Annotated in this window: 15 protein-coding genes; 12 read left to right on the top strand and 3 right to left on the bottom strand. The window is 62.1% G+C overall.

The features are described from left to right. The first annotated feature begins 46 nt into the window (after positions 1–46). The 10 genes from guaB (at position 47) to LOX95_RS09065 (ending at position 9,823) form a co-directional block, all read left to right on the top strand. Positions 47–1,504: an IMP dehydrogenase gene (guaB, locus tag LOX95_RS09110; protein ID WP_242914174.1), complete on the top strand. Its 1,458-nt coding sequence runs from the start codon at positions 47–49 to the stop codon at positions 1,502–1,504. A gap of 18 nt (positions 1,505–1,522) precedes the next feature. Continuing rightward, positions 1,523–1,915: an MAPEG family protein gene (locus tag LOX95_RS09105; protein WP_242914173.1), complete on the top strand. Its 393-nt coding sequence runs from the start codon at positions 1,523–1,525 to the stop codon at positions 1,913–1,915. Between the two features lie 11 nt (positions 1,916–1,926). Then, positions 1,927–3,198, top strand: coding sequence for an RsmB/NOP family class I SAM-dependent RNA methyltransferase (locus LOX95_RS09100; protein WP_242914172.1), 1,272 nt, complete (start codon positions 1,927–1,929; stop codon positions 3,196–3,198). Continuing rightward, complete coding sequence (locus LOX95_RS09095; RefSeq protein WP_242914171.1) at positions 3,195–3,911, top strand: 5'-methylthioadenosine/S-adenosylhomocysteine nucleosidase; 717 nt, start codon at positions 3,195–3,197, stop codon at positions 3,909–3,911. Before LOX95_RS09100 ends, LOX95_RS09095 begins: the two co-directional genes overlap by 4 nt. Continuing rightward, a complete protein-coding gene (gene guaA, locus LOX95_RS09090; protein ID WP_242914170.1) occupies positions 3,908–5,470 on the top strand; it encodes a glutamine-hydrolyzing GMP synthase in 1,563 nt (520 codons plus the stop codon). The genes LOX95_RS09095 and guaA overlap by 4 nt, the downstream gene beginning before the upstream one ends. A 387-nt stretch (positions 5,471–5,857) precedes the next feature. Next, positions 5,858–7,168 carry a cadherin repeat domain-containing protein gene (locus LOX95_RS09085; protein ID WP_242914169.1) on the top strand — a complete coding sequence of 437 codons (1,311 nt, stop codon included), beginning with the start codon at positions 5,858–5,860 and terminating at the stop codon, positions 7,166–7,168. Beyond that, a complete protein-coding gene (locus LOX95_RS09080; RefSeq protein ID WP_242914168.1) occupies positions 7,108–8,082 on the top strand; it encodes a cadherin repeat domain-containing protein in 975 nt (324 codons plus the stop codon). Before LOX95_RS09085 ends, LOX95_RS09080 begins: the two co-directional genes overlap by 61 nt. Further along, a complete protein-coding gene (locus LOX95_RS09075; RefSeq protein WP_242914167.1) occupies positions 8,079–9,170 on the top strand; it encodes a cadherin repeat domain-containing protein in 1,092 nt (363 codons plus the stop codon). Before LOX95_RS09080 ends, LOX95_RS09075 begins: the two co-directional genes overlap by 4 nt. Next, positions 9,167–9,559 (top strand): hypothetical protein, encoded by a 393-nt coding sequence (locus tag LOX95_RS09070; RefSeq protein ID WP_242914166.1) that lies wholly within the window; start codon positions 9,167–9,169, stop codon positions 9,557–9,559. The genes LOX95_RS09075 and LOX95_RS09070 overlap by 4 nt, the downstream gene beginning before the upstream one ends. A gap of 57 nt (positions 9,560–9,616) precedes the next feature. Next, on the top strand, positions 9,617–9,823 hold the full coding sequence (locus LOX95_RS09065; protein WP_242914165.1) for a hypothetical protein: 207 nt from the start codon (positions 9,617–9,619) through the stop codon (positions 9,821–9,823). Between the two features lie 51 nt (positions 9,824–9,874). Here LOX95_RS09065 and LOX95_RS09060 read toward each other — a convergent pair whose 3' ends face one another. The 3 genes from LOX95_RS09060 to LOX95_RS09050 form a co-directional block, all read right to left on the bottom strand. Further along, on the bottom strand, positions 9,875–11,350 hold the full coding sequence (locus LOX95_RS09060) for an aldehyde dehydrogenase family protein (protein WP_242914164.1): 1,476 nt from the start codon (positions 11,348–11,350) through the stop codon (positions 9,875–9,877). Between the two features lie 93 nt (positions 11,351–11,443). Then, positions 11,444–12,829, bottom strand: coding sequence for an amino acid permease (locus LOX95_RS09055; RefSeq protein WP_242914163.1), 1,386 nt, complete (start codon positions 12,827–12,829; stop codon positions 11,444–11,446). Positions 12,830–12,874: 45 nt separating this feature from the next. Beyond that, positions 12,875–13,687 carry a TrmB family transcriptional regulator gene (locus LOX95_RS09050; RefSeq protein ID WP_242914162.1) on the bottom strand — a complete coding sequence of 271 codons (813 nt, stop codon included), beginning with the start codon at positions 13,685–13,687 and terminating at the stop codon, positions 12,875–12,877. Between the two features lie 248 nt (positions 13,688–13,935). Between LOX95_RS09050 and LOX95_RS09045 the strand changes: the two genes are divergently transcribed. Both LOX95_RS09045 and LOX95_RS09040 read left to right on the top strand, forming a co-directional pair. Continuing rightward, positions 13,936–15,930 carry a M13 family metallopeptidase gene (locus LOX95_RS09045; RefSeq protein ID WP_242914161.1) on the top strand — a complete coding sequence of 665 codons (1,995 nt, stop codon included), beginning with the start codon at positions 13,936–13,938 and terminating at the stop codon, positions 15,928–15,930. 122 nt (positions 15,931–16,052) lie between these two features. Then, positions 16,053–17,126, top strand: coding sequence for an efflux RND transporter periplasmic adaptor subunit (locus LOX95_RS09040; RefSeq protein WP_242914160.1), 1,074 nt, complete (start codon positions 16,053–16,055; stop codon positions 17,124–17,126).

Raw genomic sequence — 17,126 nt, 5'->3', positions numbered from 1 at the left:
CTGGCCATTAGCCTCTATACGCGGCTCGCAAAACGGAGACTCCCCCATGGAGATACGCGAAGGCCTTACCTTCGACGATGTTTTGCTCGAACCCGGTCCGTCGGAGGTTATGCCTGCCGATGTGAACGTTTCGACGCGCCTCACCCGCGACATCACCCTGAACATTCCGCTGCTGTCGTCCGCTATGGACACTGTGACCGAAAGCCGACTTGCCATTGCCATGGCGCAGGCTGGCGGCATGGGTATCCTTCACCGCAACATGACCATCGAGGAGCAGGCCGAGCAGGTCCGCACCGTCAAGCGTTATGAGAGCGGCATGGTGATCAATCCGGTCACCGTCACTCCTGAAACCACCCTCGGCGAAGTGCGCGACATCGTCGCCCGCAAGAAGATCAGCGGCTTCCCTGTCGTTGATCCGGAAACGGGCCGTCTGGTCGGCATGCTGACCAACCGCGACATGCGTTTTGAGAACGACCCGTCGATCAAGGCTTCCAGCCTGATGACCACGGGCGATCTGATTACGGTCCGCGAAGGTGCCAGCCGCGAGGAAGCCCGCGAGCTTCTGCGCACCCGCAAGATCGAGCGCGTCATCGTCGTTGACGAAGACAACCGCGCCGTCGGCCTGATCACCATGAAGGACATCGAGAAGGCTCAAGCCTTCCCGAACGCCGCCAAGGACGACCACGGTCGCCTGCTGGTCGGCGCGGCCTCGACCGTCGGTGATGCAGGCTACGAGCGCGCTATGGCTCTGGCCGAAGCCGGTGCCGACCTCGTCGTCATCGACACCGCCCACGGCCACTCGGCCTCGGTTGCCGCTGTCGTCGAGCGCATCAAGCGTGAGAACAACCGCATCGCCATCGTGGCCGGTAACGTCGCCACCTATGACGCCACCCGCGCTCTGATCGACGCCGGTGCTGACGTTGTTAAGGTCGGCATCGGTCCGGGCTCGATCTGCACCACCCGTATCGTGGCTGGCGTCGGCGTGCCGCAGCTGACCGCGATCATGGACGCTGCCCGCGCTGCCGAAGGTACGGGCGCTACCGTCATCGCCGACGGTGGCATCAAGTACTCGGGCGATATGGCCAAGGCTATCGCTGCCGGCGCTTCGGCCGCCATGATGGGTTCGATGTTCGCCGGTACGGATGAATCGCCGGGCGAGGTCTTCCTGTACCAGGGCCGTTCGTACAAATCGTACCGCGGTATGGGCTCGGTTGGCGCGATGGGCGCAGGCTCTGCGGACCGTTACTTCCAAAAGGAAGTCTCGTCCGAGAAGCTGGTGCCGGAAGGCATTGAAGGCCAGACGGCCTACAAGGGCCCGATCTCGCCGGTCATCCACCAGATGGTCGGGGGTCTGCGTGCCTCGATGGGCTATGTTGGTGGTGCCACCATCGACGAGTTCCAGAAGCGCGCCCGCTTCGTCCGCATCACCGGTGCGGGCTTGCGAGAGAGCCACGTCCATGACGTCATGATCACCCGCGAGGCACCGAACTACCGCCAAGGGTAATCCACCAAGGGGCAACCAATGACGACCGAACTCACCTATCTTAGCCTGACTTTGATTTTGGCGCTGGTGCAGGTCTTCCTGCCCGCCGGAGCAAGGACGGCGGAGTTCGGTCTGAAATGGAATGCGGGCCCGCGCGACAAGACGCCGTCGTCAGAGAAACCTCTGACAGGGCGTCTGGAGCGGGCCCAGTCCAACCTCTACGAGACCCTTCCACTGTTTATCGGCGCTGTGCTGATTGCCCATCTGGCTTCGGCTAATGGCGCGCTTACAGTTTGGGGCTCGGCACTCTATTTCTGGGGACGGGTGGCCTTCATACCGCTCTATGCCTTGGGCATCCCCTTTATCCGGTCACTGGTATGGCTGGTCTCGCTTGCGGGACTGATCATGGTCCTGGCGGCCCCGTTTATCTGAACTGAAGTCCATTGACCCCAGCCGCCCGTCTCGCCGCCGCCGCATCCATTCTCGACTCCATCGCGCAGGGCCGTCAGCCCGCCGAGGTGGTGTTGAAAGCGTGGGGCACTGCCAACCGCTATGCAGGTTCCAAGGACCGCCGCGCCATCGCGGACCGCGTCTATAAGGTGCTGCGCGCCCGTGGCCGCCTGAGCTGGATCATGGGTGGCCGCGAGGATGGCCGCGCATTGGTCATCGGCAGCCTGCACGCGCTGGACAGCCTGTCGCTGGAAGAGATCGAGGCCCTGCACTCGGGCGAAGGCTATGGCCCGCGTCCGCTGTCCAAACAGGAACGCAGCCGCATCACCGCCGTCGATGGCGAGCTTCCGGGCTGGGTTGCTGCGGGCATCCCCGAGTTCGTGATGAACGATTTCCAGAAGGTCTTTGGCGACAACTGGAAGAACGAAGCCCACGACCTGATGGCCCCGCGCGCGCCGATTGATCTGCGCGTCAACAGCCTGAAGGCTACCCGCGACGAGGTCGAGGGTGAGCTGCGTGCCGCCGAGCTATCGCCGGAACTGACCCCGTGGTCGGAACTGGGCCTGCGCCTGTCCGCCGAGCCGCCGCCGAACATTCAGGCGCTGGAAGGCTTCAAGTCGGGCGCGTTCGAGATTCAGGACGAAGGCAGCCAGATCATCTGCGCTCTCGTTGATGCCAAGCCGGGCACGACAGTTGTTGACTACTGCGCTGGCGGTGGCGGCAAGACGCTGGGTCTGGCCCAATCGATGATGGGGCAGGGCCGCCTGGTCGCCTCGGACGTCGTCAACAAGCGTCTGGAAAACATTCGTCCGCGTTTGGAACGTGCGGGTGTTGAAGCCGACCTCGTCCTCATCGGCCAGAACGGCGGTGGTCTGGAAGACCTGAATGACAGCGCTGACACGGTTCTGGTTGATGCGCCTTGCTCGGGTGCGGGCACCTGGCGTCGGCACCCCGAGGACGCATGGCGTTTGACGGAAGAAGAGGTCGAGCGTCTGCACGCTCTCCAGACCCGCATCATGTCGCAGGCTGCGAAACTGGTGAAGGTCGGTGGCCGTATCGCCTACGTCACCTGCTCGATGCTGACCCGCGAGAACGAGGATACGGCAGCCGCGTTCGAAGCCGCCCATCCGAACTTCAAGCCGGTTGCGATTGAAACGACGGGGCACGCCATCGCCTCGCAGGCCAAGGGCCACCAACTGCGCCTGTCGCCGTATTCGACCAACACCGACGGCTTCTTCTTCGCTCTGTACGAGCGCGCTGAATGAGGGCTCGACTGGAGCGTATCGGAGAGGTTTCGATCCTTCCCGTGATGGCGGCTCCGGCGGAGTACGGCCAGAACCTTCAGGCGCGTATACGTCCGCTGATTACGGGCATCGGTCCGGTGGAAGGGGCTGTGTCCCTGACTGCCGAACTGGCTCGCCGCGAATCCACGGGCGACCTGCCTGATCTGGTGGTGGTGCTGGGCAGTTCCGGCTCGCCGACGCTGGAACACGCCGCCGTCTATCAGGTGACCGAGGTCGACTACCGCGACATGGACGCCAGTCCGCTAGGCTTCCCCAAGGGGATCACCCCGCTGCTGGACATGCCCGCTGTGCTGTCGCTGCCGTGCCGTCTCGAAGGCGTGCCGACGGCGCGTTTGTCGACGGGGGCCAACGTCGTCTCCGGCGCAGCCTATGACGCGCTGGACACCGACATGGTGGACATGGAGACGTTCGCCTTCCTGCGCTCGTGCCAGACCTTCTGCGTGCCGCTGATGGCGCTGCGCGGTGTGTCGGACGGCAAGACCGAGCTGAAGGTGCTGGAGGACTGGACCTCCACGCTGGATCAGGTCGACATCAATCTCGCTGATGCATGGGACAAGCTGGTGGCTGCGCTGGAAAGCGGCGGCCTTGGCGCGATCATGCCCGCAGCCCTTGAACACACAGGCCTATCCGGCCTAGACCCCGCCGCAACTCCCGTATCGGATTCGCATTCATGACCCAGCCGACCCAACACCAGAAGGTGCTCATCGTCGACTTCGGCAGTCAGGTGACGCAGCTTATCGCGCGCCGCCTGCGTGAGCTGAACGTCTACTGCGAGATCCACCCCTATACCAAGGCGACGACCGCGCTTGAGGCCATGCAGCCGCAAGCCATCATCTTCTCGGGCGGCCCGTCCTCGACGACCGAAGCGGACAGCCCACGCGTCGACCACAAGATCTTCGAATACGGCGCGCCGATCTTCGGCATCTGCTACGGCGAGCAACTGATCTGCGCCGAACTGGGCGGTAAGGTCGAAAGCGGCCACCATCGCGAATTTGGCCGCGCCGACATCAGCATCGTCAAGGACAGCCCGCTGTTCGAAGGCATCGCTGCTGCTGGCGAGCAAGAGCCGGTCTGGATGTCGCACGGCGACCGTGTGACGGCTATTCCGGAAGGTTTCGAGGTTATCGCCACCTCGGAAGGCGCGCCTTACGCCGCCATCGCCAACACCGAGAAGAAAATCTACGCCGTGCAGTTCCACCCGGAAGTGGCACACACCCCGCGTGGCGCACAACTGCTCAAGAACTTCGTCTACAACATCGCTGGTCTGACCGGTGACTGGACGATGGCCGCCTACCGCGACGAGCAGATCGCCAAGATCCGCGAACAGGTCGGCGACGCCAAGGTCATCTGCGGCCTGTCGGGCGGTGTGGACTCGTCGGTAGCGGCGGTCCTCATCCACGAAGCCATTGGTGACCAGCTGACCTGCGTGTTTGTGGATACCGGCCTGCTGCGCAAGGATGAGGCCAAGCAGGTCACGACCCTGTTCCGCGAGCACTACAACATCCCGCTGGTCCACGTTGACGCCTCGGATCGCTTCCTTGGCGAGCTGGCCGGCATCTCGGACCCGGAAACCAAGCGCAAGACGATCGGTCGCCTGTTTATCGAAGTGTTCGATGAAGAGTCTTCCAAGATCGAAGGCGCAGAGTTCCTCGCCCAAGGCACGCTCTATCCGGACGTGATCGAGAGCCTGTCTGCCTCGGGCGGTCCGTCGCAAGTCATCAAGTCGCACCACAATGTGGGCGGCCTGCCGGACTATATGAAGCTGAAACTGGTCGAGCCGCTGCGTGAGCTGTTCAAGGACGAAGTGCGCGCCCTTGGCCGCGAACTGGGTCTGACCGACGCTTTCGTGGGCCGTCACCCGTTCCCTGGACCGGGTCTGGCGATCCGTATTCCAGGCGAGATCACGCCGGACGCCGTGCAGACCCTGCAGGACGCCGACGCCATCTATCTGGACGAAATCCGCAAGGCGGGTCTCTACAACGAGATCTGGCAGGCCTTTGCTGTCCTGCTGCCGGTGAAGACCGTCGGCGTGATGGGCGATGCCCGCACCTATGAAAAGGTTCTGGCCCTGCGCGCGGTCACCTCGACCGACGGCATGACCGCCGACTTCTTCCAGTTCCCGTGGGAAGTTCTGGCCCGCACGGCCACACGCATCATCAATCAGGTGCCGGGCGTGAACCGGGTCGTTTACGACGTGACCTCGAAGCCTCCGGGCACCATCGAGTGGGAATAAGCCACCATCCGAACATGAAAGCCCGCAGCAATGCGGGCTTTTCTGTTGGCTGATGATCGGTTTGGCGCGGCCTGAGGATACTCGCGTCACTGGTGCCGACTGGAACTGGGCGAAATAAGTCCGCGTTCGAGACTGAGGAGTTGTGGGTTCTGCGGTGCCGTGGGCGGCGAGAGGGCATCCCGATGTTTGTAGTTTCGGCACTGTTCTACTGCCTTGCCCAGCACCCGTTTCTGTCATGGGGCGCGATATTTCTATTAGGCAAGCTGGTGGCCTATCGAAACCTTGAATACGCGACGGGGACGGACAACTTTAACCTCATACGGGCACGGGTTTCATACGCGTCGGCGTCGAGCGTTAGGATCAATCTGGGCGATACCGGCGGGACAGGTGTTGCCTATTACGGGCTGGATTTTTAGCGTCGGCTATGTGTTCAACAATATCCTCGATGATACGACGCCACCTGTAGTCACCGCTGGACAGGCTTTCTCTTACGTTGAAGATCAGGCGGCAAACGCGACGGTTGCCACGGTCCTTGCCATGGACAATATCGGCGTCACCAAGTTCAGATTTGCCGACACCGGGACCCAGACCAGTTCGGACGGCTCCTATGCCATCGATAATGCCGGTGTGGTGCGTCTGACCACGGTCGGGGCGGCCGCCGGTGTCGCGCAGAACGATTTCGACATTCTGCCCAACGGTTTCAACTATAGTATTCAGGCATCGGACGCGGCGGATAACTGGTCCACGGCGGCTAGTGTCACCTTCAACGTCACCGTTGCGGCCCCAAGGATAACCGGTCCCAGCGGAGGGGCGGGGGCGACTGCCTCGTCTGTGTCGGTGAACGAGAACCAGACGGCGGTCACCAGTGTGACCGCGAACCGTGCCCTAACGTGGTCTATCTCCGGTGGTGCCGACGCGAGCAAGTTCACGATCAGTGCAACGGGCGTCGTCACCTTCGTCACCGCGCCCGATTTTGAAGCACCGACGGATGCCGACAGCAACAATGTCTATGTGTTGGTCGTCACGGCCACCGATGCGGGTGGGCTAGCGTCTTCCCAGACCGTCTCAGTAACGGTGCTGGACGTGGCGGAAGTCGCACCTGTTATCACTGGTCCCGATGGAGTAGCCGGTGCGACCGAAACCGAAATGTCGGTAAACGAGAACCAGACTTCGGTGACCACGCTGACATCCAGCATACCGGCCAGCTGGTCGATTACGGGAGGCACCGATGCGGCCCGTTTCGCCATCAATCCGGCGACGGGTGTGCTGACCTTCGTTGCGGCACCAAATTTTGAGGCCCCGGGCGATACCGATACTGCCAACACCTATGAGGTTCAAGTTACCGCGACTGGCACCGATGGCCTGAAGTCCGTTCAGACCATCATGGTCAATGTGCTCAATGTGGCTGAGCCTGTGCCCGTGGTGACGGGCCCCAGCGGCGGTGCAGGCGCATCCGAGGCGTACATTACGGTCGACGAGAACCAAACGGCGGTCATGACCCTGACAGCGGACCTTGCCGTAAGGTGGTCAATCACCGCAGGCGCGGACCGGAGCAAGTTTGCGATCAACGCCTCCAGCGGCGTTCTGACTTTCGTCGCCGCGCCCGACTACGAGGCCCCGATCGCGACAATGTCTATGTGGTCGAAGTCACCGCCACCGACGGCAATAATGAAACGGCTGTTCAGACGATCCGCGTGAGCGTGCGCGACCTGTCCGAGCCCGCGCCTGTGCTGACGGGTCCGAGCGGTGGTGCCGGCGCGGCCAGTTCGGCCATCTCCGTCAACGAGAACCAGACCGCTGTGACCACCCTGGCCGCTGATAATGCTGTCACATGGGTTATCACGGGCGGGGCCGATGCGGGCGAGTTCCGGATAAATCCGGCGACGGGCGAGATAAGCTTCGTCACGGCACCTGATTTCGAAGCTCCGAGCGATGCCAACGGCGACAATGTCTATCTGGTCGAGGTGACAGCGACAGACGCCAATAATGAGACCGCCGTACAGGCGGTGGCGGTCACGGTTCTCGACATCTCGGAAGCCGCGCCTGTACTCACCGTACCGGGCACCAGCACGGGAGCGGGCGCGGCGTCGATCTCCGTCGACGAAAACCAGACCGCTGTGATGACGCTGACGGCGGACCGGACGGTCGTTTGGTGTATCACGGGCGGGAGCGATGTCGGCCAGTTCGCCATCAATCCGTCGACAGGCGTGGTCACCTTCGTTTCTGCGCCGGACTTCGAAACCCCGACGGATGCGGACACAAATAACGTGTATCTGGTCCAAGTCAGCGCGACCGACGCCAATAGAGAGACTGCGGTCGTGGTGATTTCTGTCACCGTCCGCGACGTGGCCGAGCCTTTGCCGGTTCTGACGGGGCCGAGCGGGGGCACTGGGGCTGCGGCTTCGGCGATTTCGGTCAACGAGAACCAGACCGGCGTGACAGTCATGTCTGCGGACAAGCCGGTGGTTTGGGCCATTGGGCGCGGCGTGGACGCGGCCAAGTTCGCCATTGATGCCGCGAGCGGCGCGCTGACCTTTGTGGCCGCGCCAGACTATGAGGCCCCGACGGACGCCGACACCAACAACGTCTGGCAGTCCAGACGATTGCAGTGACCGTTCTGGATGTGGTCGACACCTCGCCGGTTATTACGGGACCCGACGGCCTAACCCTGCAAGGTACGTTCCGGACGGCCGTACCGGAAGAAGAGCCAGAGATTGCGACCCTTACCTCCAGCCGTCCTGTCACATGGCAAATCACCGGCGGTCCGGATCGCGCTCTGTTCAGGATCGACGCTGATGGCAGGGTGACCTTCACCAGTCCGCCGGATTTTGAGGCACCAAGCGATGCCAACGGCGACAATGTCTATCTGGTCGAGATAACCGCCACAGACAGCAACAACCTGTCTGCCGTTCTGACGGTAGCCATCACGGTCGAAGACCTGGATGACAGCGAACCGCAAATCACCGGTCCCGATGGTGCCGTGGGCGTAACGAGCTCCCTCATCATGCTGGAGGAGGGTGCGACACTTGTCACGACCATGCAGGCCAGCGAACCCGCCATATGGTCCTTGTCGGGCGGTAGCGACCAAGACCACTTTGTTATGGATGACAGCACCGGTGAACTGAGCTTCGTGAGCGCACCGAGCTATGAGACGCCGACCGATAGCGACAAGAACAACACCTATGTCGTGGTCGTTCGAGCAACCGACGTGGCTGCCAACATCAGCGACCATACTCTGACAGTACAGATCACCGACGTGGATGAAGTGGCACCTCGCATCGCCATTATCGCCAAGGAGTTGAAGTCCGATCTACGTGGCTATGCCTTCAAGAGCCTTGGCGACATGCTGGCCTTCAACGAAGGGCTTTTTCGCGATACGGGCGACTGCATGGCAACGGCGGCGCAGGGCACCGTCACGCCGGGTATGCACTTGAACGAGTTCAGTCAGGGGACGTCGCTGGACTGGGCAAAGACCCACTGCACGGCGCGTTATCGCGTCATTGCCAACGTTGGAGCCTCAATTGACCATGCGGATGGCGACTGGACCCGTCGTGGTCTGGCGTCACTCCGCATCGAGAATGAATGGCGACAGGGCCTGACCTTCGGTCTGGGCCTCATGGGCAGCTTGCCAATAACGATCTGCCTTCGTTCGCCGACAGTTCAATCCGCGACCACTCTCTACAGATCAACGGCTATGTGAAGACGAAGCTGGCTGAAAACCTGAGAGCGGGCGCTTTCGTTGGTTTTGGCCGCGCTTGGTACGACTTCGATCTGCACCAGACGGGCTTCGACTTGTCGGGCAAGATGGTGGGCCATCGTCAGGTCTATGGCGCGATGCTGAGCGGGGACGTCGAGATCCGCAGCTTCTTGGTGACAACAGATTTGATCCTGTCCCGTGCGACAGAGGATTTGGGTCAGGCCACGTTGGTCGGCATGGTTGACGACGATGTGCGTCCGGTGATGTTCGAGGTCGGCGGCGTGGATATGACCCCTATCAGCATCCCTGTGTCTGGCGAGTTCCACATCTGGGGCAGTGATCCCAAGGGGTGGCAATCGACGCTGAGACTCAGCCCCGGCCTGTTGTGCTAGGACACCTCTGCCAACGATAGCGCGCTGACGTGTGGCTATCAGTTCGGGGGGCGTTTGATGACCAAGCGCGAGGGAGCGGGCGGCGGCTACCTCGATTATCGCGTGGAGTCCGTGGACCGTAGAACCCGGAACCTGATCGGTGTCGGCTATCAGTACACGTTCGGCCCCAATAACAATCTGGAATGGGCCTTCGACGTCATGGGCAGTGTGATGGAAGACCGACCGGATAGCCGCGCAATGGTGACCTTCCGCGCCCGCCAGTAGAGCGCCAGCAAAAAAGCCCTCCGGATAGTCCGGAGGGCTTTCCTTTTGACCTTATTGATACTGCGGCAGGCGACCGGTTTCCTGAACCGTGACCCAGCGGGTGACGGTGAAGGCGTCCACGCCCGCGTCACCCCCAAAGCGGCCATAGCCGGTGCTCTTCACGCCGCCGAACGGAGCCATCGGCTCGTCGGCAATGCCTTGATCGTTGACGTGGATGATACCAGTTTCAATGCGGTTGGCGACAGCCAGCGCCTCGGTCATGTTTTCCGAGATGACACCGCCGGTCAGGCCGTATTCGGTGTCATTGGCCAGATCGACGGCCTCGTCGACGTTGTCGACCACGTGGATCACGGTCGCAGGACCGAAAATCTCGCCATAATAGACTTCCATCTCCTTGGTGACATCGGTCAGGACGACAGGACGGATCAGGGTCTGTTCGTCGCCCTCGATCTCGCCGGTGCCGGTCAGGACGGTCGCACCCTTGTCGATGGCGTCCTTCAGCAGGGCCGAGACGCGCTGGGCGGCGCGTTTATTGACCACCGGACCAACGAAGGTCGCCGGATCGGAAGGGTCGCCCGACGGCAGGGATTTGACGGCTTCGGTGAAGGCCTTGGTGAATTTGTCGGCGACTTCGCGCACGACGATCACGCGGTCGGTCGACATGCAAATCTGGCCCGAGTTCATGAACGAGCCGAACACGGCGGTCTTCACCGCATAGTCGATGTCTGCATCCTTGAGGACGACCAGCGGGTTCTTGCCGCCCAGTTCGAGGATGGCAGGCTTAAGGTATTTGGCAGCGGTGGTGCCGATGATGCGGCCCACGTGGGTCGAGCCGGTGAAGTTCACCAGACGCACGCGCGGGTCGGCGATCAGGGTCTCGACGATTTCGCCAGCGTCCTTGATGTCATTGGTGATGACATTCAGCGCACCAGCCGGAAGGCCCGCCTCCATCAGCACATCGGCCAGCAGCAGGCCGCACGAGATCGGGGCGTCTTCCGACGGCTTCATGACGACGGTGTTGCCGACGGCCAAGGGAATAGCGATGGCGCGGATGCCGAGAATGAACGGCGCATTCCACGGCGAAATCGCCGCGATGACGCCGTACGGCACCTTCTTGGCATAGGAGCTGACGCCCGGCATCTGGGTTTGCAGCACCTGACCGCGCGGCTGGGTCACAGCAGCGGCGGCTTCGCGCAGAATCTCGATGCAAAGCTCGACGTTGAACGCAGCCCAAGGACGGGCACCGCCGACTTCGGCAGCCATGGTGGCGACGGCGTGCTCGGCCTTGGCTTCCATGATGTCGGCAGCGCGCAGGAAGATCTTGCGGCGCTCATAAGGAAGCATGGCCGCCCAAGCGGGGAAGGCCTTGGCCGCAGCATTTACGGCGGCTGTCACATCGGCGGGGGTTGCGGCCGCGACCTTGGCGAAGACCTCGCCAGTCCACGGCGACACGTCGTCCGTCGTGGCATTGTTAGAGGAGGGAACTTCCTTGCCGCCAATCAGGAGGCCGCGGGTCAGATTGCTCATTGAATACTCCGGTGGGCGCGCATGCTTTACGGACATAGGTCCGCCCCTAACTAACCCGCGGGCGTTTGGGGCGTTCCCTGACCGCTAGGCGACCTAGGTCGGGTGTTTGGCGCTGTTGCAGCGGCTGTAGGCGAAATAGATACCGACGCCGACAATGTTCCAGATCAGGAACCACAGCAGGGTTTTCTGGGGCAGGCTGACCAGTAGATAGAGGCAGCCCGCGATAGAGACCGGACCAATGACCCATGCCAGCGGCGTTTTGAAACCGCGCGGCATGTCCGGCTTTTTGACACGCCAGACCAACATGCAGACTGCGACGAAAGTGAAGGCGACCAGCGTCCCCGCATTGGCCATGGCGACGATTTCACCCAGCGGGAGGAACAGGGCGATCAGGCCCACGACCACAGCGGTGAAGATGGTAATCCGCACCGGCGCACCGCTCTTTGACACATTCGCGAGCCCGCGCGGCAACAGGCCGTCACGCGCCATGACAAAGAAGATACGGCTCTGACCATAGAAGAAGGCCAGAATGACTGTCGGCAGGGTCAGTACCGCCGTGATGGCGAGGAAGCTTGCTGCAAAGGGTTGGTCAATCAGGCGCAGAATGAGCGCGAGAGGCTCGGGACTGTTGGCAAAGGTGGTGAAAGGCGTGCTGCCCAAGGCGGCAAGTGCGATAACGATATAAATCACGGCGCACGCCAGCATGGAGCCGATGATGCCGATGGCTAGATCGCGTTTCGGGTTCTTGGCTTCTTCGGCAGCGGTGGCGATGGCGTCAAAACCATAGAAGGCCGAGAAGATGATAGCTGCAGCGGCCATGATGCCGCGCTCGATGCCATCGGGGTTCATGGTACTGCCAAACCCGTACGGGCTGAATGGCTTCAGGTTTTCGGCGTTGAAGTGGGGCAGGGCAAACCACACAAACAGTGCCAGTGCCGACAGCTTTACAGCCACCAGGATCATGTTGATGGCCGCGCTTTTACCCGTGCCGATCAGCAGCACCCCTGCGATCATCGCAATGACCACGGCCGCGGGGATGTTGACGATGCCGCCAGCCGATGGGCCCTGCATCAGGGCCATCGGCAGACCTAGCCAGTCATGCAGCAGCGGTGCGGCATAACCGGACCAACTGACGGCTACGGCGCTGACCACGAGGCTATATTCCAGAATAAGGCTCCACCCCACCATCCATGCCAGAAGCTGGCCAAGCACCACGCGGGTATAGGTGTAGGCGCTGCCGGAGGCGGTAATCGTCGAGGCCATCTCGGCGTAGCACAGAGCACCGCAGGCGCAGACGAAGCCCGCAATCAGGAACGACACGAGCACCGCAGGGCCCGCCTTGTCCGCGCCAATGCCGATCAGCGTCAGAATGCCGGTGCCGACAATCGCACCCACGCCAAGGGCGATCAGGTGCGGCCAGCCGAGGGTTCGGGCCAAAGCAGGCGTGTCGGACGAGGGGGATGGATCGGTTTGGCCCATGGGGGAGGGGCTCCGGTACTGATAAGCGACTGAAAAAAAGAGGGGTCAGGTCTCGTCGGCACTCGCCAACAGGGCGCGCAGGCCCGGCGGGTGGTCACCGGCGATGGTGAGGTGCGGCGCGAGGTCCGCTTCCTGAAGTTTGTGAAGCCGGATTTCTCCAGCGAGCGCATAATGCTGCATCACGGAAAGATAGATGCTTTCGCTCCAAAGGCCGTGCAGGACTTTAGACGTATCGTGGCTGAGCAGGGCCAGCAGTTGTTCACTCGCATCCACAACCAGCCGCGTCTCGGCCCCAGGCCAGCGCCGCATGATGTCCTCCGAGGCGCGGCTGCGGGTAACGAGATAGGGACGCGGGCGCGCGTCCGGCTCTTCGTAAATCACGCCTTCCACCGTCACACCCCGACGTACCGCCTTGGCCAGCATGGGGGCGGCAAAGGCTTCGATCTGGGGGAACATGTCGAAAAGGATGACCTCGCGGGCACTGCCGATCATCTCCTCGCACCGTGCCCAGATGTGGTCGACCGAGCGCAGTTGATAAATGCGGTCTTCCGGCGTGTGCTGTTCCAACTGTGTTAGGGCGCTACGGGCGCTTGCAGCCTGTTCTGCGAGGCGGGCTTCCAGCGATTTGATCAACTGTTCGGGCGACACGGCACGGAACAGTCGCGGTTCTCCGCCGTCGTCTATGACGGCACCCTTTTGAGCCAGTGTGGACAGGGTTTTGTACGTGTTCGCCTGTGCCTTGCCAATGCCCTGGGCGATTTTATAACCGGTGGACGGTCCTGCCCTCAGCAGTTCGCAATAGGTCAGGGCCTCGGTCTCGGTGAAGCCCAGTGGCATCAAAGTATCTTCAGGCGTCATGGCTTCCCCAATTGCACAACACGCGGTCGTTGAACACGTGCCTCCCCGACGCGTTAGGATTACACATTTCTCATTTGACTAGTAGCGGGGGCTACTAGTTTTCTTGCCTGAAGTCCGCGTTTGGAACCATGAATCAGGGCATCGCCGCGTGCGGGCCCTGTCGGGAGGAAGCAGCCGTGTCGTTGAAGTCATTGATGGTTGCGGCATCAGCCGCTTGTATTTTGGTGGCCTGCTCCGGGCCGGGCGCGATGACCACCAAGGGAACGCCCGAGTACGGAACCTTCGGGTTCGATACGGCCGGCATGGATCGTTCGGTCGCGGCCGGCGATGACTTCTTCACCTTCGCCAACGGTGCGTGGGTCAAGTCGACCAAGATTCCCGACGACAAATCCAGTTGGAACACCTTCTCGGTACTGGCCGAAAAATCCGACGCGCGGGTCAAAGACCTGATCACCCACGCGCGCGAGAACAAAGACCGCGACGCCGCGAGGGTCGCTGACTTCTACGTCGCCATCATGGACGAAGCCGCCATCGAGGCTCGTGGTCTGGCCCCGCTGAAGCCCGAGTTGGATCGCATTGCGGGGCTGTCCGACCGTGCTGCAGTGTCGTCCTATATGGGCTCGGTGATGCGCGCCGATGTCGATCCATTGAACGCGACCAACTATTATACGGATCGCCCGCTGGGTCTTTGGGTGGCTCAGGATCTGGATGATCCGGAGCGCTATATGCCGTATCTGATGCAAGGCGGTCTGGGCATGCCGGATCGCGACTACTACCTCGATCCGGCACCTCGGTTTGCGACCCTGCGGACCCAGTATCAGACGCACGTCGCCGCTATGCTGAAGCTTGCGGGCATGGACAATGCCGAAGCCCGCGCCGCCCGCGTTCTGGCTCTGGAGACCCGACTCGCCCGCTCGCACTGGTCGCAACTGGACACCGGCGATGTCATCAAGGCTAACAATACGTGGGCACGCGCCGACTTTGCGGCCAAGGCACCGGGCATGGACTGGAACGCCTATTTCCAGTCGGCAGGGTTGAACGGCGCATCGGCGGTCAAGGTTTGGCAGCCCGAAGCCATCACTGGACTGGCGGCCCTGGTCGGGTCCGAACCGATGGAGACGTGGAAAGACTATCTTGCGTTCCACGCGATCGACCGTGGTGCACCGCTACTGTCGAAAGCCTTTGTCGACCCGCACTTCAGCTTCCATGGCACGGCCTTGTCGGGCACGCCGCAACAAGCGGAACGCTGGAAGCGCGCCATTGCCATGACCAATGTGGCTTTGGGCGACGCTGTGGGACGCATGTACGTCGAGAAGTACTTCCCGCCCGAGGCCAAGGCCGAGGTCGAGCGCATGGTCGTCAACATCAAGGCGGCGCTGGCCAAGCGCATCGAAGCCCTGACGTGGATGACCCCCGCTACCAAGGCCGAGGCGCAAGAGAAGCTGAAGGCCATGCGTGTCGGCGTGGGCTATCCCGACAAGTGGCGTGACTATAGCGCGGTGTCGGTACGTGCCGATGATGCGTTCGGCAATGTCGAGCGCGCCAACATGGCCGAATACCAGCGCCAGCTGGCCAAGCTGCGCCAGCCGGTGGATCGCGGCGAATGGTTCATGGTCCCGCAAGAGGTGAACGCCTTGTTCGCGCCCAGCCAGAACTCGATCATCTTCCCTGCCGCTATTCTGGAGCCGACCTTCTTTGATCCGAATGCGGATTCTGCCGTGAACTATGGAGCCATCGGCGGCGTGATCGGGCATGAGATCACGCACGGCTTTGACAATCTGGGCTCGCAGTTCGACAGCCACGGCCGTCTGCGTGACTGGTGGACGCCCGCCGACAAGGCCCAGTTCACCCGCGCGACCGACATGCTGGCAGCCCAGTTCGATGACTATAAGCCGTTCGAGGATGCCAATGTGAACGGTCGTCTGACGCTGGGCGAAAACATTGCCGACTCGGCGGGGCTCCAAGCGGCATACGACGCGTGGAAACTGTCTTTGAACGGCAAGGAAGCCCCCGTCATCGACGGCTTTACAGGTGATCAGCGGTTCTTCCTTGGCTGGGCGCAGAACTATCGCAGCGCCTTCCGTGAGGCGGCATTGCGCAACCGCCTGCTGACGGACGTGCACGCGCCGGGTCCATACCGTGCCCAGACCGTGCGTAACCTCGACGCATGGTACGAAGCCTTTGACGTCAAGCCCGGACAGAAGCTGTATCTGGACAAGGCCCAGCGCGTTCCGGTCTGGTAAAGCCAGCGCTCCGATCTGGCGGGAAACCTGAAATTTTCAGTATTTCCCGTTAGATCGGAACCTCTACCGTTGTCGTATACGTTCATCACCTGTGACAACGGGTTAGTGGATTGCGGGGCAGCATGAAAATCAGGCGGAAACAGACAGCGTGGATCGTCGCGGGCGTGTGCGCCGCAGTGCTCGTCGGCTTTCTGGTCTGGAAGATGCAGCGCCCACCAGAAGTGACTGTCTTTGAAGTAAAACCTCAAACAATAGAGGTAGGGTTGTCGGTGGTCGGGCGCGCCCGTCCGGGGGATCTGGTGCAGGTTGCGTCTCCGAACCCCGGGCAGGTGACGCAGCTGTTTGTGGATGACGGCGATGTGGTCACCCAAGGGGCTGCGCTGGCCACCATTCGCGCGACGGTCGAACAGGCCGAGACAGAGGTAGAGGTGGCCCGCGCCGCTGCCGCCCGCGCTGAGGTCGCCGAAGCCCGCCTGAACTTCAGCCGCACCCAAACCCTGTATGAGCGCGGTTTCGCCGCCAAGGCCGCTCTGGATTCCGCCCGCGCTACGCTGCAGACCGCGGAGGCCAATCTGGCGGCAGCCAATGCCTCGGTGCGGGCGTCTTCGGAGCGCACGCGCGAATACACTATCCGGTCGCCGATGAATGGCGTCGTTCTGGTTCGTCCCATCGACAACGGGCAGGTTGTGACTGTTGGCGAGACCCTGTTCGAGTTGGGCTCCAACTCCGGAACCGAAATCCAGGCCGAAGTAGAGGAAGCCTATGCCGACACCCTGCGTCCGGGGATGCTGGCCCGCGCCGCTGCATCGGGCAGTGAGGCGATATTCACAGCGCGCGTCTCGGAGGTATCACCGCGCGTGAACTCCGCGACCGGTGCCCGTCTGATCAAGCTTATGCCGGAGGGGGGCAGCACGCTGTCTCCGGGGCGCTCTATTGACCTGACCGTCGTGGTCGACACCCGCCAAGGCGCGATTACCATCCCGCGACAGGCGGTCATCGACGCCACTGCCGCACCAAAGGTTCGCGTAGTGGACGCTGACAACACGGTGCGCGAACGACCGGTCACTATCGAGCGCTGGCCCTCGACGAACGCCATCATCACCGAAGGCTTGAAGGCCGGCGACCGGCTGGTCCTCGATCCGGCTGCGGTCGAGGTCGGCAAGACCATTCGTCCGGTCGTGGCAAGCGGACGCTGA

This window comes from Brevundimonas pishanensis, from assembly GCF_022750635.1.
GTDB classification, from domain to species: domain Bacteria; phylum Pseudomonadota; class Alphaproteobacteria; order Caulobacterales; family Caulobacteraceae; genus Brevundimonas; species Brevundimonas pishanensis.
This window is presented reverse-complemented; position numbering and strand designations above follow the sequence as displayed.